Below are 22,015 nucleotides of genomic sequence, written 5' to 3' on the forward strand. Positions count from 1 at the left end.
AGAGCAGGGTCAGGTGACGACGCTGGGCTCATTCCGCCCGGTGCGCGCCGCGATCTCAGCAATCTCGTTCGCCGCCTGCACGACGGGAGCCAGAACTTCGGCGGTCGGCAGGTCGTGCCGGTCGGTATTCGGCTCGAAGCGTTCCAGATAGACCCGCAGCGTCGCGCCCGACGTGCCGGTTCCCGACAGACGGAACACGGCGCGGGCATCCTCCTTGAAGAGGATGCGGATGCCCTGCTTCGGCGTCACGGATTGGTCGACAGGATCGGTATAGGCGAAGTCGTCGCAGGATTGGACCGTGAGGCTGCCGAAGCGCTGACCGGGAAGGGTGGGCAGCTTCTTTCGGAGAGCGTCCATCAGCTCGTTGGCAGGACTGGTCTCGAGCTCCTCGTAGTCATGGCGGGTGTAGTAGTCGCGGCCGAAGGTGGTCCAGTGCTCGCGCACGATCTGATCAGCCGGCTTTCTGGTGACGGCCAGGATGTTGAGCCAGAGCAGCACGGCCCATAGCCCGTCCTTCTCGCGGATGTGGCTGGAGCCCGTGCCCGCACTCTCCTCGCCGCAGAGGGTGATGAGCCCCGCGTCCAGAAGGTTGGCGAAGAACTTCCAGCCCGTGGGGGTCTCGAAGCAGTTGATCCCGAGCTTTTCGGCCACCCGGTCGGCGGCGCGACTCGTCGGCATGGACCGGGCGACACCGGCCAAGCCCTTGGCATAGCCCGGCGCGAGATGCGCATGGCTCGTGAGGATCGCAAGACTGTCGCTCGGCGTCACGAAGAGCCCTGGTGCGACGATCATGTTGCGGTCGCCGTCGCCGTCGGAGGCCGCGCCGAAATCGGGCGTGTCGGGGCCGAGCATCAGCTCCATGAGATCATGGGCATGCACAGGATTGGGATCGGGATGGTGACCGCCGAAATCGGGCTTCGGCTCTCCGTTGACCACAGTGCCCGCCGGTGCGCCGAGACGGTTCTCGAGAATTGCCTTCGCGTAGGGGCCGGTGATGGCGCTCAAGGCATCGAAGCGCATGCGGAAACCGGAGCGGAACAGATCGGCGATCTTCTCGAAATCGACCAGCTGCTCCATCAACTCAGCGTAATCAGCCACGGGATCGATGACCTCGACGGTCATCTCGCCGACCTTGGTCGGGCCGATGCGGTTGAGGTCGATGTCGGGAGCATCGACGATCTTGTACGCGGTGATGGCGCTTGCCCGCTTGAACACGGCCTCCGTGAAGGATTCCGGAGCCGGCCCGCCATGGGCCATGTTGAACTTGATGCCGAAATCGGCATCCGGCCCGCCCGGGTTGTGGCTGGCGGAGAGAACGAGGCCGCCGATCGCCTTGTGCTTTCGGATCACGCAGGAGGCGGCCGGCGTGGACAGAAGTCCCTTCTGTCCGACAAGAACGCGGCCGAAGCCATGGGCGGCCGCCATCCTGATGGCGGTCTGGACCACGGAAGCGTTGAAGTAGCGGCCGTCGCCGCCGATCACCAGGGTCGAGCCCTGAGCGCCCTCAACATTGTCGAAGATCGCCTGGACGAAGTTTTCCACATACCGGGGCTGCTGAAAGACGGTGACCTTCTTGCGCAAGCCGGAGGTGCCGGGGCGCTGATCGGAAAACGGTGTTGTCGGGATGCTGCTGGTGGTCACCATCGATGCTGGTCACTTCCTTGAGTAGGCTCTTTGAGGCCGGTTCTCGAATGCTCGTCACGCCCTTGGCAGGGCTTGCAGCCATTTTAGGGTCGCGCCAGCCAGATGCCACTACAGAGATGAAAGCAGGATGAAGGAATTTTTGACTTTCAACTAAAGACATCTTCCCCATGGCTTCAGGCAGAAGCAAGGTATCCTATGCTGCCGCATGCTTATTCACAGCATTACAGAGGCACAATACAGTGATGCGGCACGTATTTGAGGGCATTAAACAAGCAAGATGCGCCACGTTGGCCGCAGAAAAACATAACTTATGTTAATGGCGAGCAGTTCTGGAATAAAAGCCGCGTCATGTACTGGAACAAAGGCTGTTGCTGACGGATTGAACAGCACCCAAGTGCATTCTGCATGCTCTTTCATCGTTGAAAATCAAATAGAGGCGTCGACGTCACGCGGCCTGCAAAGGAGCGGAGCCGTCTTTTCGTTCTATCGTTAGGAGCTCCATACAATGGGCGATGATCTTCAAGCACAGGCCGGCTCTGGAGAAGCCATGAGCCAACTGGCGGATCACAATGACAATTCCGGCGCCCAGGTTTCACGGGCGGACGTAGCCGCGAAAACGGTTGAGAGCCCGATGCGCGTGATCGAGCGCGGCGTCTACCGGGGGGCTCATCTCTACAGCCTCACGCCCATGATCCGCATTAAGCTCGATCTCGGCTCCCTGGAGGAATGGCCGTCCAATCGTCTGCCGGGCTTCACTGAGCGGCTTCTCGCGCTCCTCCCGGGCCTGCACGGACACGGCTGCAGCTTCCGCGAGGCGGGCGGTTTGGTCCGCCGCCTCGAGGAGGGCACTTGGCTCGGCCACGTTGGCGAGCATATCGCGCTCGAACTCCAGACTCTGATCGGCTCGCGCGTCACGCGGGGGAAGACTCGGTCCGTCAAGGGCGAGGCCGGCGTCTACAATGTCATGTATGCCTACCTTGAGGAGCAGACGGCCCTGGTGGCCGGCCGATTGGCCCTGCAGCTCGTCGATTCGCTGCTCCCGCCCGAGCTTCAGGGCATCACAGGTCTCGACCGCATCTACAAGGACCCCGACGAGCCCGCTTTCAGGGGCCCATTCAACCTGAATTCCGCCCTCAAGGCGCTTCGATACGTGCATCGCCGCACGGCGCTTGGCCCGACGACGCTCTCCCTCGTGCAGGAAGCCGAGCGGCGGGGCATTCCTGTCCTGCGCCTTGACGACCAGAGTCTCGTGCAGCTCGGCACCGGGCGCCATCAGAAGCGCATTCGGGCCAGCATCACGAGCATGACCTCGCAGATCGCCACCGATGCGGCAGGCGACAAGGATCTGACGAAGAGCCTCCTGGCCGATGCCGGCCTGCCGGTTCCGCGTGGCGATGTGGTCCGCAACGCCGAAGACGCCGTACGGGCGGCCGAGCGGATCGGCTATCCGGTCGTGGTCAAGCCGCTCGACGGCAACCATGGACGCGGCGTCAGCATCGACCTGTCGACGGCTGACGAGGTTGCCCGCGCTTTCGAAGAAGCCGCTCGGCACAGCCGGCGGGTGATCGTCGAGAACTACTTCAAGGGTCGGGACCACCGCATTCTTGTGGTGAAAGGCGAGCTGGTGGCGGTTGCCGAGCGCGTGCCGGCTCACGTCGTCGGCGACGGCGAGCGCAGCATATCCGCTCTTGTCGACGAGGTGAACAAGGACCCTCGCCGCGGGGACGGTCATGAGAACGTCATGACGCGCATCAAGATCAACGATCATGTGCTCGGCGTGTTGGCAAAGGCCGGAATGGATGCTGGCAGCGTGCCGGCTCTGGGACAGGTCGTGTACCTCTGCGATACGGCAAACCTTTCGACCGGCGGCACGGCCATCGACCGCACCGACGACATTCATCCCGAAAACGCCCTGATAGCCCGCCGCGCCGCGCGGGCCATCGGCCTCGACGTGGCTGGGATCGACTTCATCGCTCCCGACATCAGCCGCCCGGTTCGCGAGACGGGCGGCGGCATCATCGAGGTCAATGCCGCACCGGGGTTCCGCATGCACCTGCAACCTTCGGAGGGGCGAGCGCGCAACGTGGCGCGCCCTGTGATGGAGATGCTGTTTCCGCGCGGCACGCCCACGCGCATTCCGATCCTGGCCATCACGGGCACGAACGGGAAGTCCACCACCTCGCGCATGGTGGGCCACATCCTGCACGCGCATGGATTGTGTGTTGGCCTCACATCGACGACGGGCATCTACATGAACGGCCACCGGGTGGTGGAGGCGGATGCCTCCGGGCCGTGGAGCGCGCGCGCGGTGCTCCGCGATCCGACGGTGGATGTGGCGGTGCTGGAGACGGCCCGCGGCGGCATCCTGCGCGAGGGCCTCGGCTTCTCCGAATGCGATATCGGCCTTGTCACCAATGTTCAGCCGGATCATCTGGGGTTGAAAGGCATCGACACCGTCGAAGATCTCGCCTGGGTGAAATCGGTGGTCGTCGAGGCCGTGCACCGGAACGGCACAAGCATTCTCAATGCGGACGACCCCATGTGCGTGAGCATGCGCCGCCGCGCCGGCGGCAGGCTCGGTTACTTCTCCCTTCGTGGGGGAGCGGACATGCCGGACTTCCTGCGCGAGCACATCGATGCCGGCGGCTTCGCGGTGGTGCGTGAGCCCGGTGTTGTCGCCGGCGGCGAGATCGTCATTCACGATGATGGCGACAGCATTCCCCTGATGCGCGCTGCCGACATTCCGGCAACCCTCGACGGACTGGCCGAGTTCAACGTGCAGAACGCTCTGGGGGCTGCCGCCATGGCCTATGCTCAGGGTGTTCCCGTCAAAGTGATCCGCGTGGCTTTGTCGACCTACACCACGTCGTTCGAGCACAGCCCCGGCCGCCTCAACGTCTTCGACGGACATGGCTTCCGGGTCATCCTGGATTATGCCCACAACCCGGCAGGCCTTAAGGCTCTGGGCGATCTGATCCTCAAGATGCGTTCCCGTCATCGTCGCACGATCGGCATGATCAACATTCCAGGCGACCGTCGCGACGACGACATGCGAGAGATGGGGGCCCTTGCGGCCCGCTACTTCGATGAGATCATCTTCCGGGAGGATCCGGCCCGCCGCGGCCGCAAGCCGGGCGAGATCATCGGCCTGCTTGTCGAAGGAGCGGTTGCGGCAGGCTTTCCGGAGGAAAAGATCACGCGGATCCTGGATGAGGATCAGGCCGCCGGTGTATGCATGAGGATGGCGCAGCCAGGGGATCTGGTGGTTCTCACGCCGACGGACGTGGAAGCCATGTGGCAGCAGGTTCTCGACTTCAGGCCAAGCTCCTTCAGCTCCCTCGATGTAGAGATCGAGCGCGCCGACGGGCAGGCCGAATCCCGGCGCAGAAGCGCCTGAATGGCATCGTAGAAATCCAACCAGACAGCTCGATCCGCCTCTCTTCTTATGAGGAGCGGATCGCTGTTGCAGCGGGACCTTTCAAGATCATGACGGAACGCACGAGGAAGAAGTCGAGAGGACCGCTCATCATCATCGGCGGTGGTGAGGACAAGGAAGGTGAGCGCACCATCCTGCGTGAGGTCGCCAGGCATATGAACGGCGGCCGGCTCGTCCTCGCAACCGTCGCGTCCCATGAGCCGGAGGGCTATTTCGAGGCTTATCAAAGAGCATTCGCCGATCTCGGCGTGACGGATCTGGTGGAAATCTACGTGAAGGATCGCGCCGAGACCCTCGATCCGGAAAAGCTGCGGCTCTTCGATGGGGCTGCCGGCGTATTCTTTTCAGGCGGAGACCAGCTGCGCATCTCGAGCCAGATCGGCGATACGCCGATCGAGCAGAGGGTGCGTGAGATCCACGACCGCGGCGGCCTGCTGGCGGGAACATCCGCCGGTGCGTCTGTGATGAGCGAGACCATGCTCGTCAAGGGAACGAGCGGTGAATCGTACAAGATCGGCGACCTGCACATGGCGCCGGGCCTTGGCCTCGTGCGCAATGTCATCATCGACCAGCATTTCGCGGAACGCGGCCGGTTCGGACGCCTGTTCGGTGCAGTGGCGCATAATCCCCGCGAGCTCGGGATTGGCATCGACGAGGACACCGCACTGGTCTTGGAAGACGAGCGCTTCGAGGTGATCGGCAACGGCTGCGTCTATGTGGTCGACGGGGCAGGCGTTACTCATTCCAACATCGCCGAGGCGAAGCCGGAACGTTCCCTGTCCATGTACGACATCCGCATGCACGTGCTGAGTTCTGGGGACGCCTTCGACCTGGCGAAGCGCCGTCCCGCGGAAGTGCCGGATGTGCAGAAGAGCCATGCCATCGAAGCGCAGGCGGCTGGCTGATCAGTCCGCCGCGAAACCGTCCGTCCCGGTTCGAACCTTTCTGTCCTGGGGCTGGGTTCCAGGATTGCTCAGTCCCGGCTAGGGATTGTTGCCCCCGTGATCCTGTTTCGGTGCCTTATCCGTCCGGGCCGGATCGGTGCCCTGCGGCGCATCCTCCGCCGGCTTCACCTCGTCGGGATCCGACACGGCTTGAGTAACGGGCTCCCGCGCCGGCTCCTTCTGCGGGGGCGGTCCAGCAACCGCTGACCCGCCCATATAGGACGGCGGGTCGCTGGCCGGAAACGAGTATTCCGAGCCGGCATCGACCAGATCGTCTTCTTCCTTCTTCACGCCCATGGCTCATCTCTCGCTCTGTCAACGCGCAACCGCTCACGATTGAATGCCCGGGATCTCCGCGTGTTCAGGCGTAGCGGCAAATAATCTGGATGCCGCAAGGTGCACCCGTGCCGCGTCTTCCCCGATGCGGCCCTGGTCGCCGCATGAGCTCTCCCTATGTCAAGCCATGGACCTGAGCCACGTGAACAACAAGACATTCGGGAGAACGCCATGAATCAGACCCGCCGCAGCCTCCTCGCGACCGTGGCGGCTGCCTCCGCAGCCGCGGCACTTTCACCGTTGCGGGCCTTCGCCCAGTCTGACTACCCGATAAGGCCGGTCCGGGTCACCGTCCCTTATGCGGCCGGCGGCGGAACGGATTTCTTCGCGCGGCTGGTCTTCGGCGCCATGGGAGAACAGTTGGGGCAACAGTTCGTTGTCGAGAACAAGCCGGGGGCAGGCACCAATATCGGGGCTGAGGCCGTGGCCCGGGCAGAGCCCGACGGCTACACGCTGCTGTTGGGAGATTCAGCCACCTTTGCGACCAACCGCTCCCTGTATCGCAAGCTCTCCTTCGATCCGTACAAGGACTTCAGCCCGATCTCCCTGACCGGGCGCTTCGCGCTCGTGCTGCTCGTCAACACGAGCAAGCTGCCGGTGAACTCCGTCCAGGAATTGATCGCCGAGGCGAAGAAGACGCCCGGTCGGATCAATTATGCGACCCCCGGCTTGGGCAGCCCGTTCCACCTGGCGACGGAACTGCTTTCGCAAGGCGCCGGAATCAAGCTCACTCATGTGCCCTACCGGGGTGCCGCTCCCGCCGTGCAGGATCTGGTCGCGGGGCAGGTGGACATGATGTTCATCGACTTCGCGACCGCCCGTTCGCAACTCTCCGGTCCCATCAAGGCCATCGCCGTGGCTTCCCCGAAGGAGTTCTCCGGCCTGCCGGGGGTGCCTCCCGTCGCGGCCGATTTTCCGGGCTTCGAGGCCTGGGCCTGGCAGGGCTTCGTCGGCCCGGCTCGCCTGTCGCCGGAGATCGTCACCAAGCTCAACGACACGTACCGGCGGGTTGTCGCGAGGCAGGACATTCGCGACAAGCTGACCGGCGCCGGAATCGACGTGCTCCAGAGCTCGCCTTCTGAGATGGCTTCCTACATGCAGGAAGAAGGCTCCAAGTGGGAGAAGGTGATCAGGACGGCCAACATCACCTTGGAATGACGGGCCGGCCGCTGGGACCGCCTCAGTTGCGGTCCCAGCGATACATCCGCTGCTCGCCCTCGGCGCAGCTCACCGACGGCTCGGCCTGAACTTTCTGGATCATCGGGCTTGCCGGCAGTGCCGCGATTTCGCGGATGATCTTGGTTCGGATGGCATCGGCGAAATGTTGCCGGTCCCGCACCGGCACGATGAACGAGCCTTCGCCGCCGATGACGCAGTTCCTGTAGTAGAGGTCGAGATGCTCCATGTCGCCGAAGCCGCTCGGCCGCTTGAGCATGATGGGAAGTCCGTTGATGGTGATGCCCTTCGCAACGGCCTCGTCCCGTGCCGCCACGACACCCCGGCCGCTGCTGTTCGGGCCGTCACCGGAAATGTCGATGACCCTGCGGATCGGCTCCACGCCGGTCTGCTCAAGGAGCTTCACGCCGAAATCGATGGCACCGGAGATCGAGGTTCTCCGGATCCGGCCGATCGGGTTGCTGCTCAGTCCGTCGGCGAATTTCATAGCACCCTCAGGACCGTCGATGATGGTCCAGGGGACGATGACGTTCTGATACTCGACCCCGGACCATTCCACATAGGTGACGATGATCCGCCCCACCATGCCGTTGCGGATGGCATCATGCACCTGCGGGGAGCGGAAGGCCTCCATGAAGCCCTGGCGCTGGAGTTCCTGCTCATCGGGATCCATGGAGCGCGACACGTCCACGGCGAGCACGAGCGCGACATCGACCTCGGTCTCAGCCCGGGCACCAGGTGCGCTCAGCCACAGGCCCGCCATGACGGCCGCGAGAGCGCCAAGAAGCCTTCGATTCATCCCTGCCTCCGTTTGCCAGACGCAAGAAGCTGACAGGAAACCTTCAGCCGACAAGGTTTGACGGCCATCAGAAAGGTCCGACGGCCGTCAATTTAACGTGATTTCCATGTGAAAGCCCGTGCTCGCCTTCACACGAGCGCGGGAGGGCAACGTCGCGCCAGACGGGCTTCCCCTCCCGTCCCTGCGCTTTATATGGGCGGCATGATGTTTCGACCCGTCGTGGCCGGCGGGGCTCAGAAGGAACTCCCGCCGATGTCGTCTACGCTCGATCGCTGGTCCCCTTACGCCTTGGCCGCTCTGAGGATCGTCACGGCGCTGCTCTTCATGGAGCATGGAACGCAGAAGCTCTTCGGCTTTCCATCGCCCCCCGAAGGAGGTACGCCGCCTCTCCTGTCGCTCTTCGGCATCGGGGCCATCCTGGAATTCGTCGGCGGGCTGCTGATCCTGGTGGGATTGTTCACCAGGGCCGTCGCTTTCGTGCTCGCCGGCGAGATGGCCGTGGCGTACTGGATGTTTCATGCCCGCCAAAGTTTCTATCCCGTCCTGAACGGCGGCGATGCGTCCATCCTGTTCTGTTTCGTGTTTCTCCTGCTCGTCTTCACCGGTCCGGGCAGCTTGAGCATCGATGGGGCCAGGCAGCCTGCAGGGCCACGACATTCCTGGGAGCGCTAGCCGGCCGCGTCCGGCTGTTCTCAGGAGCGTCCCGCTTCCCGGCGGAGTTTCCTGGTGGCAGCTTCGCATCCTACCCCGGAAGAGTTGGGTATCGCGCCTGACCCCTGTGACGATGAAGTGGAATGCCTGTCGTCAACTCTATAATTTTAGGTGACGGCGCATGAACTTTGCGCGGGAAAAGCGTTAAGAGCATGGGCAGTTCGTTGCGTAGGAGGCAGAATATGGCCGAAATCATCGCCTTCAAGGATCTCAAGAAGATCGCCGACCGGTGCGAGGTGCTGGGCCTTTTCGAGCCGAAGCGTCCTTCAAGATCCAAATCCCGGTCCGAGAGCAGGACCTTCGATTTTCCGAGCTCGCGCCCTTTCATATCCGGCAATCTGACGGATCTTTTCGAGCAGGCGAATGCCGTTGCCATGCGCCACCTCCAAGGAGACCCCAAGGTTTCGGCCATCGTGGCTGAAAAATGCCTGGAACTGATTCAAACGTTGGAAGATCACGCTCAACCGGAATGAGACCTCACAGCAAGGGGGGTTAACAGTAACTTCGGGGATCCCCTTCCCGGCTCAAAGAGGACACCGGTCATAGGATTTGCCTTCCTTTGCGGAATTTTGCCTTTGGAAGGACCGTTAACTTTATAATCGGAAGCATGTGAGTGCGTGAATTCTTTCGTTGATTTTTGCTGCCGGCTGTACCCATTATCGTCGCTACCATAGCACCTGTGGCAGGTTGAGTGAGCGCGCCAGTCCAGCGCCACCCAAAGGCATGATGCCCCCCTGTCAGGTCGGTGAGAGTCCGGCAGGTTTGGTTCCCAAAATCCATTTGCCCGAGGTTGATCGTTCGGCATGCCGCCGTCCGGTCGAGGTCCGGAGGCGTTCCGGTGCGGCCATGTTGATTAGCTTTCTGTCCTTCGAACGCGCAGGATGGCCATTCATCCGCGGCGTCCTTCTGCCGGTTGTTCTGGTTGCCTGCACGACGCTGTCGATGGGCGCGGGTGCGATATTCTGGGCTGTCGACAAGAGCAATAACATCTCCGCCGAGCGTCAGCTCCTTCAAACGGAAGCCAGCATTCGGGCCGCCGTTCAGGAACTCGCCCAGCAGCAGGAAATGGTGGCCATCTGGGACGATGCCGTTGTGGAGCTCAACAAGAGCCCCATGGACCTCAAGTGGGTCGACGCCAATTTCGGCGTGTGGCTCAACAAGACCTTCGGACAGGATGAAATCTATATCCTTGATGATCGCAACGAGCCGCTCGTCGCGACGGTCGGGGATACCCGCGTACCCGCGCAGGAATACGAACGGGTGAGGGCGACTGTCAGCGATCTCGTCGCCGGAATCAGGGGAGCTCCGGACTCCCCTCATCGAGCGCACGTCGCGGACCTCGTGACAGCACCCTACCTGAAGACCGGTCAGGCTGTTCACGATGCACATCTGCTCGAGCTCAACGGCCGGCCGGCGGCCGTCAGTGTCATGAAGATCATCCCTGAATCGGAAGACGTTCCCTATCCGCATGGGAGGGAGCTTCTTTTGCTCAGCATCCGCTTCCTTGATGGGAGCTTCATCACGCAGCTGTCCGAGCGGAACCTGATTGACGGGCTGCGTTTCTCCGCCACTGACACGCCTCAGCTGGGTGAGGTCTCCGTGCCCGTCAAGTCGGATGTCGGCAGGCTCATCGGCTACTTCATCTGGAATCCTGAACTTCCAGGGGATCGCGTTCTCAGGTCGGTTGGCCCGGTGATGGCTGCGGCTGCCGCCATAATCATTCTCCTGCTCGGGGCCTTGGTGCGTCGTCTGAAACAGTCCACGGCGACACTGGAGAGAACGGTTCTCGAGCTGAAAGCCAGCGAGGCGCAGGCCCATCACCTTGCCTTTCACGATGTGCTGACAGGGTTGCCCAATCGCGCCTTGTTCGAGGACCGGCTGGACCATGCCATCGCCCGGATCCAGGACGGTGAGCAGGTTGCCGTCATGATGATCGACCTGGATCGGTTCAAGCATGTGAACGACACTCTCGGCCATCATGCAGGGGACAGTCTCATTCAGGAGTTCGCAGTCCGCCTGTCGAAGCTTGTGGATGGCGGGGTCACCATCACCCGATTGGGCGGAGACGAGTTTGCCATAGTGCAAACCTCCCCAGCCGGAACCGACACGCCGCAGGTGCTGTGCAGGCGTATTCTTGCAGCGTCGGCCCAGCCTTATGAGGTTCTCGGCAATCAGATCTTCGTCGGCGCCAGCATTGGTCTCGTGCTTGCTCCGGACGCCGGCCTCGATCGCATCGAACTTCTGCGCAAGGCCGACATCGCCCTTTACCGCGCCAAGGGCGAGGGACGGAACTGCTACCGCCTTTTCACCCCCGAGATGGATGAGACCGTCAGTATCTCCAGAATCATCGAAGAGGATCTCCGCGAGGCCCTGGCATCCGGGGAAGGACTGGAGGTTGCCTATCAGCCGCAGATTGCTCATGGCGGCTCTGTTGTCGGCGTAGAGGCTCTCGCCCGATGGCACCACCCGACACGAGGGTATATCCAGCCCAGCCAGTTCATTCCTGTCGCGGAGCAGACCGGCCTGATCGTCCCGCTGGGTGAATGGATTCTGCGGCAAGCCTGTACGGCCTCCCGGCGCTGGCCCGATCTTTTCGTCTCCGTCAATCTCTCACCTGTGCAATTCAGGTCGAGTGACTTTGCCGGTCGTCTGATCGCTATCGTGCGCGAATGCGAAGGGTATCCTCACCGGATCGAACTCGAAATCACGGAGAGCGTCCTCCTTGAGGAGGACGGGAGGACGACGGACGCGCTGCGGAGATTGCGGGACGCAGGCTTCCGAATCGCTTTGGATGATTTCGGCACCGGCTATTCGAGCTTGGGCTATCTTCAACGCTTCGAGGTCGACAAGATCAAGATCGACCGGTCATTCACCCAGAGCCTGGGACAGGGCAGCAAAGCCGCCGCCGTCATCAAGGCTATTGTGGCTCTCGGCCACGCCATGTCCGTCACCGTAACGGCCGAAGGAGTCGAAACGGAAGTGCAGCGGAATTTCCTGGACACGGCGGGCTGTAATGAAATGCAGGGTTTTCTGTTCTCGAAGGCCATTCCGGAAGAACAACTCACGCGAATGCTCAGTCGTTTGCCCTCAAATCAAGGGCAATCCCATATCAATGGAGCGCCTATTCTAAGAACAGGATGAGTGAAACAGGAAGCTAAGACTGGGTTTTCTATATATTATATCATTGAAGTCGAGGCTATGTCACAAGAAACTTTTGTCACGAAGAGCTACCCCTTAGGTGACGTTGAGGAAGAGGAACTAAATCTTCTAGGCACCGTTATCGCCACGCCTGATCCATTCGGATCGGCTTCCTGGACATGGCTCCCGCCCTTTTTGTTTAGCCTGCACATTTCGGATAGGCGGCGCCGTGATCCTCGACTTCTTCGATGAACAGCACCAGGGGGCTAGAGCCAGCATGGGCCATAACGTCGTCTACAAAGAGCAAATCCTTCCCATCGCTCAGGATCCTTTCCAGAACATCACGACGGTTCTCATCTGCCAGAACGTTCTTCTTCGGACCGGCATCAGCCATATCCTTTCAGGCACACGCTTCGACATCGCGGAGCAAACCAGCGACCTGTCGTCCCTGTCCACATTCCCGGAAGGGGTACCGGTGCTCTTCCTGATTTGCGATGGGCGCTCCACTTCAGAGTATGTCCAGACGGTCAAGGACCTGAAGGACCAATATCCTCAAGCACGGGTCGTAGTCCTTACGGACAACATGGATCCGCAGGAGATCGTCCACATCTGTAAGGAGGGGCTCGATGGGTTCTGCACGACGACGATGGATCGTCATGCCATCGTCAAGGCCTTGGAACTCGTGATGCTCGGTGAGATCTTTATTCCAGGGTCGATTGGGTTGAACCTGCTTGAACAGCTTCGGAGCGGCCAAGCGAGTGGCCTCGGCCAGCCAGTTTCCCTCACGCCTGCCAACGATCCGGCTCTGCTCATGAACAAGCTCTCGGAGCGCGAAGCGCAAATTTTGCGCTGCTTAACCCAGGGAGCCTCGAATAAGCTGATTGCCCGTGAACTCGGAGTAGCGGAAGCAACCGTCAAGGTTCATATCAAGGCAATTCTGCGAAAGGTGAAGGCAGTGAACAGAACCCAGGCGGCCATGTGGGCTGCCGGTCACTTCTCCTCGGCGCAGGAGAACAGGCCATTGGTCCCAGGAGAGTAAGACCTGCTGGGCCTCAGCCCGACGATCAGAGTTCCCCGAAGCATTGTCCCATCCGAAGTAGGGCACGCGGCTAGAAGCCTGCGTGCTCTACCTCTTTAGAGGTAGCCCAAGTGGCGAGTTGCGGATCAGTCTGCACCGGCGCTAAGCCTGACAGCACCCTGATGGTGCGCCGGATAAAGATTCCAGTGAAAGCGTACTGACGCCCCAGGTTTGAATCTAAAACAAACAGCTAAATGATGCGGTGGGGCAAATAATGGATTACCAAGTGGAATTGGTAGCTCGTGCTTTTTTCGAGGCCGAGCACGAGGACTTTTCATGGGATGGCGAGGCGGAACTGGTCAGGGAAGAATTCCGCGAATATGCCCGCAACGCCATCAGCCTTCTTGAAGAAGATATAGGCGTTCTTCTGCTGGCACTCCAGCGCGCCACGGCCGAAGAGTATCCTGAGCGATCAAGGGCCGCAGCCTAAAGCCATCATGTGCGACCGGAAGCAACGGACCAAAAGTGGGCCTGCACTTTTGCGATCTCCGATGCTCGCCGTCTGAGTTGGCCCATGGTCCGCACGATGCGCAAAAGTCCGTGTGAGGGTAAGGCGGGTTCGCTTTCCCACCGCAACGATCCGTTCATCACGGAAAGAGTATCCGGTCACCTGACTTGAGGATTCATTGTCCTGCACGATGGATCCTCAGGCACGCTCGGCGCACATGCGCGCCAATGCCTGAGAGCAAAGTCGTGATCAATGGGCATCAGGTGGCAGATCGGCGATCCGCTTGATCTCGTAGACGACGAGCATCAGGGATACCGACATGATCACGAGCCCGAGCGCGCTCGTGAAAACGCTTGCGTTGACACCTGCCGCAGAAGAGACGATCGCCAGCAGGATCAGGAAGGGAAACCCAAGGGCAATAGCGAGAACAGCAAGAAAGGACCGTGGCATCAGGCGGATCCGCTTCATTCTTGAGGAGGAGATTGCAGGGAAATTACTAGCCTGCGAATCGTGGAGAAATTGAGATTGCGCTTTGGTTCGGCCGCTCTCTGGTCTCCCCGGTGAATGTAGCCCGAAAGAGCTGCCGGATCAAAAATCCCAACGCTGCGCCTTCGCCACGAGGAAGTCGCGAAAAACCTGAACTCGCGCAACGGACCGCAGCTCCTCCGGATAGACGAGGTAGCTGTCGAGGGTCGGCATCTGCACGTCCCGGAGAACTTGCTTCACCCCAGGGTTGCCGCTCATGGCATAATCCGGTGCCATGCCGATGCCGGCTCCGTTCTCGATTGCCTTGCGGAGAGCGAGGCTGTCATTCACCACGAGACGGCTAGGGCGGGGATCCTTGGGATCGCGCCCCAGGCTGCTCAGCCGGTGCAGCTCCAAAATGAAAGCCGGCTGGTCGCCTCCCAGGCAGAGGAGGGAATGATTGTCGAGATCCTCAATCCGCTCAGGCTCCCCGAAGCGATCAAGATAGGAGTGGGCCGCATAAGCGTGATACTGGATCGTGAAGAGGCGGCGCTGAATCAGATCCGGCTGCGCCGGACGACGCAGCCGGATGGCGATGTCGGCCTCACGCATGGCGAGATCCAATTCCTCGCTCGTGAGGATCAGTTGGATGCGCACGTCGGGATAGAGATCGAGAAATTCTTTGATCCGACGCGCCAGCCAAATCCCTCCGATGCCGACCGTTGCGGTAACCCTGAGATCGCCGGCTGGCCGCTCACTGGTTTCCGTGAGGCGACGGCGGGTCTCATCCAACCGCAGGCGGATGTCCTGGGCCGCGCGGAACAGCACCTCCCCATGCTCGGTCAGGATGAGACCCCGGGGATGACGATGAAAGAGTGGAACTTTCAAATCGTGTTCGAGGGCGCTGATCTGGCGGCTCACCGATGACTGATTGACTCCGAGTTTCTCGCCGGCGCGGGTGAAGTTCCCGGCATCGACCACCTCGTAGAACAATCTGATTTTGTCCCAATCCAAGACAGATCCTCAAGAGGGGAACCCGGGGCGCCGCACCAGGTCGGGTCCATCACTTCAGGAACTCGATCCGGGTCCGCGCCTCACGAAGGATTATTCCAGATCGGGAGCGCTCGCTACTGGAAAGGCGACCAGGCCATTTCCGTAGAATCCCTCTGGCGTCCGGCGATGGGCGTATCGTGCCTTCGTAGTATTCCCTAAAATACGGTCATGGCGGAATGCATATTCCATTAACTTTACCTAAGGGTAGTTCAGGTGGAGCAAAGGCATTTATTGACTTTTCGATCCGTCTTGTGAAAGTTCAAGGTAGCGATACGCCAAATTCATGGCGGGTTGGCCGGCGCACCTCAGCGATGCGCGTCCAAAGGCATGATGCCGCCCCGCCATACCGGTGAAAGCCCGGTATGCTCCCCGAAAAATTCGAGTTTCTGCATCCCCATGGCCGAATGGCCAAAGGTAGCGCTATGAACAGGTCTGCTGCCGCATCCGAGGCCATGGCGGCATCCTCGGGCCCATGGCTGACACGCCCCTTCAGGGGGCTGATCGGCCGGTTCGGCATTGCCTTTTTCATGCCGGTGCTCGAGGCGACGCTGCTGATCACCCTGTTGGCTCTGGCGCTGCCGGCCGCCCTCCTGCAGGTCTACGACCGGATTCTGCCGAACAAGGCGACCGGCACCCTGGTCGTTCTCGCCATCATGGTGACTCTGGCCATTCTGCTGGAGGCGCTGCTCCGGCACGTGCGGGGCAGGCTTCTCGCCCGAATGGCGGCGACTTCGGAGGCCCAAGCCCATCGCCAGGCCATGGAATGCCTGCTCCATTCTCCTCTCACGGCTTTGGAAGCCAACGGCAACGGCTATTATGCGGAGCGTCTTTCCGCCATCGGCACCCTGCGTGAGGCATGGTCGGGTCCTGCTCTGCAGGCCATGCTCGATCTGCCTTTCGCCCTGCTTTATCTGGTTGGGATCTGGTATCTCGCCGGCCCTCTCGTGATGGTGCCTCTGGCTTTGTTGATCGGCGTCGCTCTGCTCGCGGTCTTGACGGGCAGGCGCGTGCGCCGCGCAGCGCACAACCTCGCGCTTGCTGAGGAGCGCCGCTTCAATTTTCTGTTCGATACGCTGAGTTCCATCCATCCGATGAAGGTTCTCGGCGCCGAGCCCCTGCTCGAGCGCCGCTACGAGCGCCTGCAGGGCGGCTCCGGACAGATGCGCCGGACCCTGGCGCAAGCCATCTCGGCCGGGCAGGAGGGCGGGCAGCTGCTGGCTCAGGCCGCCACCATCGGGGTGGCAGCCTTCGGCTGCCAGATGGTGCTGAACGGGCAGCTCAGTGTCGGCGGTCTGGGCGCATGCACCATGCTGGTGGGACGCACGATGCAGCCCCTGCTCGGGGGCGTCGCCCTCTGGTCGCGTCTTCAATCGCTCGCGGAAAGCCGGCGACGCGTCGCGGAGATTGCCCTGCTCCCGCAGGAGCGGCATCTCGAGCGGCCTGCGCTCCATGTTGCAAACGGCCATGTGGTTCTCGACAACGTTCGGCTGCGCACCCCACCCCATAAGGATTGGCTGTTCGATGGTTTGACCCTGGAGGCAAAGCTTGGCGAAATCATTGGCGTCACGGGTGCCAATGGCTCCGGTCGTTCAGCCATGCTGCGGCTGATCGCTGGCGACCTGCAGCCATCCGAAGGCCGGGTCACGATCGACGGACAGGATCTCGCACAGGTCGACATGGGACCGGCGCGCCGGCAGGTTGCCTTGGTGCCCCCTGATCCGGCCCTCGTGCGCGGCACCCTCCTGCAGAACCTCACGATGCATCAGCCGCACCGGGAGGCGGAAGCTCTTCGCCTGGCGACCGAATTGGGTCTGGATCAGGTAGCCAGCGCCCTGCCGGGCGATTGGCATACACCCGTTGGGGTTTCGGCCACGCCCCTGCCGCGTGGCGCGGCCCAGCGCATTGGTGTCGTGCGCGCCCTGATCGAGGAGCCGCGCATCCTGCTGCTCGACGACATCACATCCCAGATCGACGGCGACAGCGATGCGCGGCTCGCCCGGCTTCTGGCCGGGCTGCGCGGCAGGGTCACGGTCATCATCGTCACGCACCGTCCCTCGACGCTCGGCATTGCCGACCGGGTGTTCGCGATCCGTGACGGCTCTCTGGAGCGCGTGTCATGAGCCTCACGACGGACTGCTGCCCCCGGGATCCGGTGCATTTGTCGGAGGACCTTCTGGCTCCATCCGACCTTGCCCGCTGCCTGCCGGTGCTGCTGTGGCTGATGGAGTGGTCCGGCAGCGCGGATGATCTCCTCTCGGCTCTTCCGCATGCAAAGCCCGACATCGATCTGACCGATCTGCGCAACACTCTGGCCGTTCTTGGGTATCCGACACGGATGCAGGGGCTTAAGCGGGGAGGTCTTGACCTGCGGTGCCTGCCGGCCATCCTGCTGCCGCCCGGAAAGGCCGCCGCTGTCGTCTATCGCGACGAGTCAGGACAGGTTCTGGTGTTCGATGGCGCCACAGGCGCTGTGAAGCCCTGTGCGCCGGAAAAGCTGCGCGGCACCTTGATCCTGACCACCGAGGCGAATGTCGGCTCGCCCCGTCAGAGCTGGTTCAGCGGCATCGCGCGGCGGTTTCAGGGAGCGCTGCCGCCCTTGCTCGCGATCAGCGGGCTGATGGCTGTGCTCGGGCTCGCGGTCCCGATCTTCACCATGGCGGTCTTCGATACGGTGGTCGCCGGGTACAGCCCGGAAACGCTGCCCATGCTCGTCATGGGCGTTGCCGCCGCTGTCATGTTGGAAGTTCTTTTCCGCATCATCCGCCAGCGCGCGCTGCTGCGCATCGCGGAACGGTTGGATCGGCTGGTGCCGAGCGCCGTCTTCACCCAGCTGCTGTCCCTGCCGACTGCGCTCGTGGAGCGGGCCGGCACCGCATCCCAGGTGTCCCGCCTGCGCGATTTCGCAGCGATCCGCGAGTTTCTCACCGGCAGTTTCGCGGTTGCCCTCCTGGACCTGCCGTTCACGATCCTCGTCGTGCTGCTGATGGTGGTTCTCGGCGGATGGATTGCGCTCGTCCCGGTGGGAACGGCCGTTGGCTTCGTTCTTCTGTTCTGGATCTCCCGTGGGCCCATGCGCTTGGCCATCGATCAGGCCGCTCGCGCCAATCAGGCGCGCGAGGCCCTGGCCGTCGAGGCACTGGAAACGGTGCGTACGCTGAAGCTCGGAGGAGCCGAAGAGCGCTGGATCGATCGCTATGCAGCGGCCTCCGCCGCCGCCGCCGTGGCCTCGGCACGGGTCGGCACCCTGACGAGTTCGGTTCTCGCCGCGAGCCAGGCGCTCGTCACCCTGTCGGGTTTGGCCGCGGTGGTCTTGGGCGTGCTCTCCGTCCTGTCCGGCGCGATGACAGCGGGTGCGCTGATCGCCGGCATGATGCTGATCTGGCGCGTCCTGGGTCCGATGCAGACATGCTTCGTGATGCTCTCCCGTTGGGAGCAGACCCAGGCCTCCATCCGACAGGTGGATGGACTGATGGCGCTCGAGACGGAGCGACCTCCACCGCTCGAGGCCCGCATGGCGCCGCCAGAGGAGGGCGCCATCGTCTTCCACCGCGTGACTCTGCGCTATCTGCCGCAATCGGAGCCCGTGCTGGCCGGTGCCAGCTTCGCCATTCAGCCCGGCCAAGTGGTGGCCGTCACCGGTGCAGAGGGCACGGGCAAGTCGACCCTGTTGCTGCTGACAGCAGGCCTGTACCGCCCGCAGGGCGGCCTCGTGCGGATCGACGGGCATGACGTGCGCTCCTTCAACCCGGCCGTTCTCCGGCGCAGCATCGGCTGGGTGCCGCAATCGCCCGGATTGCTCTACGGAACGATTGCCCAGAACCTGCGTCTGGCCCGGCCCAGTGCCTCCGATGCGCAACTGCGCGCGGCGGCCGCGGAGGCTGGCGTTCTGGAAGCGATAGAGGCGCTGCCGAAAGGCTTCGACACACGGGTCGGCGACAACCACAGCGGCCGTCTGCCCCGCAGCATCCTGCAGCGGATTGCGCTCGCGGGCGCCCTGCTGCGCGAAGCACCCATCCTGCTTCTCGATGAGCCTGTCGCCGGGCTCGATGACGCCTGCGCCAAGGCTTTTACGGATGTCATCGCCTCACGCAGGGGACGCTGCACGATCCTCATGGCAACGCACAGGCCGAGCCACATCCGGCTGGCCGACCGCATCCTGCGCCTGCGCGACGGGCAGGTGGAGGAAGCCGATCAACCTGCTAATCCCTCAGGCCCACGTCCGACGCGCACGCCGGTGGGCGTGCCGCTGGCGAACGCGGCCTTCGCAAATCTTTCTGCCGCTAACAGTCCCAGAGTTGGTTGATGAGCACAGCCGCATTATCCGCCCCCAAGGTTGAGAACCTGCCGCTGGCTACAAATCAGCACACCACGGCACCTCTGCCCCGCGCGAGCCGTCAGCCGCGCCCCGACAGCCATGTTCTCGCGCTGGAGGAACTGCGCATCCACGGCCTGGAGCGCGCCGTCGTTCTGGGCACCGGCCTGCTGGTGGCCGCAACCCTCGCCTGGGCTGCGTTCACCCATGTGCCGGAGGTGGCCATCGGGGTCGGCGATCTCGCGCCGACGGTTGCGCCGGCGCCGGTTCAGCATTTCGAAGGCGGCATCGTTACCGAGGTGCTGGTTCATGAAGGCGACGTGGTCGAATCCGGTCAACCTCTGCTGCGCATGAATGACGCGGCTGCACAGGCCGAACTGGCGCAGGCGCGACTTCGCTTCGAATCCCTGCAGCTGCAATCGCAGCGTCTGACGGCTGCGGCGGAGGGCAACATAACGGCAATGGAGCTGCGCGGCCGCGACGGAACTGCGAGCATTGCCATCGCGGATGCAAGCGGGGAGGGCAGCGCCGTGCGAGCGCTGACCGCCAGTCTCTTCGTCGGCCCGCAGCGCGCAGCCCTGGATGCACGCCTGCGCTCCCTGAGCGATCGGATCGCGGTCCTTCACGAACAAGTGGCGCAGCGGCGCAGTGAAATTTCGACCCTGTCGGGACAGATCTCTGCCGTACAGGATCAGATAACGCTGCATTCCAAGGAACTCGGCATCCGCGAGGAGCTTGCCCGGAACGGACTGACCACGCGTCTCGCTGTTCTTGAGGCACAGCGTCTGCTGATGAGTTCGAAAGCCGAGCACGAGCGGCTGAACGGCCAGCACGCCACGGCCCTGCGCAGCCTAGCCGAAGCCGAGGCCCGCATCGCCGAGATGCAGTCCACTGCCGTGGACGATGCCCGACAGGAAGCGGCCCGTGTGGCTCTGGAAATTGCCGAAACGGCGGAGGTCGTCCGCAAGCTGGAGGATCGTGCGGAGCGGACGCTGCTGCGCGCGCCGGCTCCCGGCGTCCTGCGCGGATTGGCTGTTCACCGCCCCGGCACCGTCTTGCCTCCCGGCGGGTTGATCGCGGAGGTCATGCCGCAGGACGCGCCGCTCGTGGCGGATGTGCGGATCATGCCGCGCGACATCGGGTTCATCGAGGTCGGTCAGTCCGTGCACGTCAAGGTGCAGGCCTTCGACTATGCGCGCTACGGCGCCGTGGAAGGCCTTGTGGAGCGTGTCTCGGCCGGTACGTTCCTCGACGAACAACGGCAGCCGCATTACCGCGTGCGTGTCGCGCTCAAGCAGCAGCATGTGGGTCGCGATCCTAGCAAGGCGCAACTCGTGCCCGGCATGACGGTCCAGGCCGACATCACGACCGGCAACAAGACAGTGCTGCAATACCTGCTGAAGCCGATCTACTCCGCCATGGCGGCATCATTCCACGAGCGCTGAGGACGCTGATCGCATGAGCCAGCAACCCGATATGACCATTCCGTTCGATGCCAGTGTGGTTGACGAGGAAGCCCTGCGCGCCCTGCGGGCGGTGCAGCGGAGCCTCCCGACGGGCGATGGCGGCGCCAGTGGAAATCTGGTGGGCGGAACGGAGGCAGTCGCGGCGTTCGGCATGGTGAGAGGCGGGCCGTCCGGCGCCATCACAGTGAGGCCGCACGAAATCAATCCGCTCGACACTGACTTGACGCCAGCGCCACAGGACGAGCCCCTGAAGCCGCTGGACCTGGCACCGCCTGCCGATCATCCGATCATGCTGGACGAGGCACCGTCCGATGGTGCGCTCCCGTTGTCTGCCGCGCCGACACCCCTCGTCGGGCCGAGGGCGAACCTGACACGATCCTCTTCGAGCTATCTCGCGACTGAACAGGACGCCTCATCGGTGCAGGCGACACCTCCGGTGTTCGCCGACATCCATGACGATCCTGTCGTCGCAACACCACCCACCACATCAGAGCCCGATCCGCAGGAGCCTGACAACATCGTCGCTGACCCGCCAACAGCGGAAGCACGCGATGTCACTGGTTTGGAGGATGTTGGGATCCGTCTTGCTCTGTCGGCGGCTCTGACGGACCGGGACGGCTCCGAGCACCTGACGGTGAGCCTCCTGGGCGTGCCGGAAGGCGCGGTGCTCTCCCACGGTGCCCGGCAGGCCGACGGCTCCTGGAGCGTGCCGGCCGCCGACCTGGCGCAGCTGAGCCTGACCCCGCCCCAGCACTTCTCCGGCTCCATCGATCTCACCCTGCGCGTCACCGCACAGGAAAGCCGCGGCGGCAGCACCGCCGCGGTCGAGACCGCCTTCCGGGTGCAGGTGGAGGCGGTGGCGGACGCCCCCGTCGTCACGGTGGTGGATGCCCGCGGGTCCGAGGACACCCCCGTGAGCCTTGCCGGCCTGAGCGGCGCGCTGCGCGACAGCGACGGGTCCGAGTCCCTCAGCTTCGTGCTCGGCGGGGTGCCCAGCGACGCGACCCTG

At 62.9% G+C, this 22,015-nt stretch carries 17 protein-coding genes; 12 read left to right on the forward strand and 5 right to left on the reverse strand.

What is annotated here, in order from left to right:
• Positions 1-9 precede the first annotated feature (9 nt).
• Positions 10-1,644, reverse strand: a complete 1,635-nt coding sequence (locus tag AC0QTX_RS12180) for an alpha-D-glucose phosphate-specific phosphoglucomutase (RefSeq protein ID WP_474604095.1) — start codon at positions 1,642-1,644, stop codon at positions 10-12.
• Between the two features lie 505 nt (positions 1,645-2,149).
• On the opposite strand from AC0QTX_RS12180, the gene cphA reads away from it, so the two are divergent.
• Both cphA and AC0QTX_RS12190 read left to right on the forward strand, forming a co-directional pair.
• Positions 2,150-5,041, forward strand: coding sequence for a cyanophycin synthetase (cphA, locus tag AC0QTX_RS12185; RefSeq protein ID WP_474604096.1), 2,892 nt, complete (start codon positions 2,150-2,152; stop codon positions 5,039-5,041).
• A gap of 89 nt (positions 5,042-5,130) precedes the next feature.
• Positions 5,131-5,985, forward strand: coding sequence for a cyanophycinase (locus AC0QTX_RS12190; RefSeq protein ID WP_474604097.1), 855 nt, complete (start codon positions 5,131-5,133; stop codon positions 5,983-5,985).
• A gap of 78 nt (positions 5,986-6,063) precedes the next feature.
• Here the strand turns inward: AC0QTX_RS12190 and AC0QTX_RS12195 are convergent, their stop codons facing one another.
• Positions 6,064-6,321, reverse strand: coding sequence for a hypothetical protein (locus AC0QTX_RS12195; protein WP_474604098.1), 258 nt, complete (start codon positions 6,319-6,321; stop codon positions 6,064-6,066).
• Positions 6,322-6,531: 210 nt separating this feature from the next.
• On the opposite strand from AC0QTX_RS12195, the gene AC0QTX_RS12200 reads away from it, so the two are divergent.
• Complete coding sequence (locus AC0QTX_RS12200; RefSeq protein ID WP_474604099.1) at positions 6,532-7,518, forward strand: Bug family tripartite tricarboxylate transporter substrate binding protein; 987 nt, start codon at positions 6,532-6,534, stop codon at positions 7,516-7,518.
• 22 nt (positions 7,519-7,540) lie between these two features.
• On the opposite strand, the gene AC0QTX_RS12205 is transcribed toward AC0QTX_RS12200, so the two are convergent.
• Positions 7,541-8,335, reverse strand: a complete 795-nt coding sequence (locus tag AC0QTX_RS12205) for a DUF1194 domain-containing protein (RefSeq protein ID WP_474604100.1) — start codon at positions 8,333-8,335, stop codon at positions 7,541-7,543.
• A gap of 252 nt (positions 8,336-8,587) precedes the next feature.
• Here AC0QTX_RS12205 and AC0QTX_RS12210 point away from each other — a divergent pair, with 252 nt between their 5' ends.
• The 5 genes from AC0QTX_RS12210 (at position 8,588) to AC0QTX_RS12230 (ending at position 13,692) form a co-directional block, all read left to right on the forward strand.
• A complete protein-coding gene (locus AC0QTX_RS12210) occupies positions 8,588-9,007 on the forward strand; it encodes a DoxX family protein (RefSeq protein ID WP_474604114.1) in 420 nt (139 codons plus the stop codon).
• Between the two features lie 221 nt (positions 9,008-9,228).
• Positions 9,229-9,519 (forward strand): hypothetical protein, encoded by a 291-nt coding sequence (locus tag AC0QTX_RS12215; RefSeq protein WP_474604101.1) that lies wholly within the window; start codon positions 9,229-9,231, stop codon positions 9,517-9,519.
• Positions 9,520-9,892: 373 nt separating this feature from the next.
• The gene (locus tag AC0QTX_RS12220; protein ID WP_474604102.1) at positions 9,893-12,187 is read left to right on the forward strand and encodes a putative bifunctional diguanylate cyclase/phosphodiesterase; all 2,295 of its coding nucleotides are present in this window, start codon (positions 9,893-9,895) and stop codon (positions 12,185-12,187) included.
• Positions 12,188-12,413: 226 nt separating this feature from the next.
• Complete coding sequence (locus AC0QTX_RS12225; protein WP_474604103.1) at positions 12,414-13,223, forward strand: LuxR C-terminal-related transcriptional regulator; 810 nt, start codon at positions 12,414-12,416, stop codon at positions 13,221-13,223.
• A 253-nt stretch (positions 13,224-13,476) separates the two neighbouring features.
• Positions 13,477-13,692: a hypothetical protein gene (locus tag AC0QTX_RS12230; protein WP_474604104.1), complete on the forward strand. Its 216-nt coding sequence runs from the start codon at positions 13,477-13,479 to the stop codon at positions 13,690-13,692.
• Between the two features lie 267 nt (positions 13,693-13,959).
• On the opposite strand, the gene AC0QTX_RS12235 is transcribed toward AC0QTX_RS12230, so the two are convergent.
• Positions 13,960-14,160 (reverse strand): hypothetical protein, encoded by a 201-nt coding sequence (locus tag AC0QTX_RS12235; RefSeq protein ID WP_474604105.1) that lies wholly within the window; start codon positions 14,158-14,160, stop codon positions 13,960-13,962.
• Between the two features lie 138 nt (positions 14,161-14,298).
• Entirely contained in the window at positions 14,299-15,189 is an 891-nt protein-coding gene (locus AC0QTX_RS12240) for a LysR family transcriptional regulator (RefSeq protein WP_474604106.1), read from the reverse strand.
• 461 nt (positions 15,190-15,650) lie between these two features.
• Between AC0QTX_RS12240 and AC0QTX_RS12245 the strand changes: the two genes are divergently transcribed.
• From AC0QTX_RS12245 to AC0QTX_RS12260, 4 genes are all read left to right on the forward strand, one after another.
• Positions 15,651-17,348, forward strand: a complete 1,698-nt coding sequence (locus tag AC0QTX_RS12245) for a peptidase domain-containing ABC transporter (RefSeq protein WP_474604107.1) — start codon at positions 15,651-15,653, stop codon at positions 17,346-17,348.
• Complete coding sequence (locus AC0QTX_RS12250) at positions 17,345-19,531, forward strand: peptidase domain-containing ABC transporter (protein ID WP_474604108.1); 2,187 nt, start codon at positions 17,345-17,347, stop codon at positions 19,529-19,531. The genes AC0QTX_RS12245 and AC0QTX_RS12250 overlap by 4 nt, the downstream gene beginning before the upstream one ends.
• Positions 19,531-20,985, forward strand: coding sequence for an HlyD family type I secretion periplasmic adaptor subunit (locus AC0QTX_RS12255; protein WP_474604109.1), 1,455 nt, complete (start codon positions 19,531-19,533; stop codon positions 20,983-20,985). The genes AC0QTX_RS12250 and AC0QTX_RS12255 overlap by 1 nt, the downstream gene beginning before the upstream one ends.
• 13 nt (positions 20,986-20,998) lie before the next feature.
• A partial coding sequence (locus AC0QTX_RS12260; protein WP_474604110.1) for a hypothetical protein occupies positions 20,999-22,015 on the forward strand: 1,017 nt, incomplete at its 3' end.

This window comes from Microvirga sp. jy35 (assembly GCF_056148915.1).

Bases quoted from the DNA above. Each gene is read 5' to 3' on its own strand.
- AC0QTX_RS12180 (WP_474604095.1), bottom strand. From the start codon at position 1,644: ATGGTGACCACCAGCAGCATCCCGACAACACCGTTTTCCGATCAGCGC.
- cphA (WP_474604096.1), top strand. From the start codon at position 2,150: ATGGGCGATGATCTTCAAGCACAGGCCGGCTCTGGAGAAGCCATGAGC.
- AC0QTX_RS12190 (WP_474604097.1), top strand. From the start codon at position 5,131: ATGACGGAACGCACGAGGAAGAAGTCGAGAGGACCGCTCATCATCATC.
- AC0QTX_RS12195 (WP_474604098.1), bottom strand. From the start codon at position 6,321: ATGGGCGTGAAGAAGGAAGAAGACGATCTGGTCGATGCCGGCTCGGAA.
- AC0QTX_RS12200 (WP_474604099.1), top strand. From the start codon at position 6,532: ATGAATCAGACCCGCCGCAGCCTCCTCGCGACCGTGGCGGCTGCCTCC.
- AC0QTX_RS12205 (WP_474604100.1), bottom strand. From the start codon at position 8,335: ATGAATCGAAGGCTTCTTGGCGCTCTCGCGGCCGTCATGGCGGGCCTG.
- AC0QTX_RS12210 (WP_474604114.1), top strand. From the start codon at position 8,588: ATGTCGTCTACGCTCGATCGCTGGTCCCCTTACGCCTTGGCCGCTCTG.
- AC0QTX_RS12215 (WP_474604101.1), top strand. From the start codon at position 9,229: ATGGCCGAAATCATCGCCTTCAAGGATCTCAAGAAGATCGCCGACCGG.
- AC0QTX_RS12220 (WP_474604102.1), top strand. From the start codon at position 9,893: ATGTTGATTAGCTTTCTGTCCTTCGAACGCGCAGGATGGCCATTCATC.
- AC0QTX_RS12230 (WP_474604104.1), top strand. From the start codon at position 13,477: ATGGATTACCAAGTGGAATTGGTAGCTCGTGCTTTTTTCGAGGCCGAG.
- AC0QTX_RS12235 (WP_474604105.1), bottom strand. From the start codon at position 14,160: ATGCCACGGTCCTTTCTTGCTGTTCTCGCTATTGCCCTTGGGTTTCCC.
- AC0QTX_RS12245 (WP_474604107.1), top strand. From the start codon at position 15,651: ATGAACAGGTCTGCTGCCGCATCCGAGGCCATGGCGGCATCCTCGGGC.
- AC0QTX_RS12250 (WP_474604108.1), top strand. From the start codon at position 17,345: ATGAGCCTCACGACGGACTGCTGCCCCCGGGATCCGGTGCATTTGTCG.
- AC0QTX_RS12255 (WP_474604109.1), top strand. From the start codon at position 19,531: ATGAGCACAGCCGCATTATCCGCCCCCAAGGTTGAGAACCTGCCGCTG.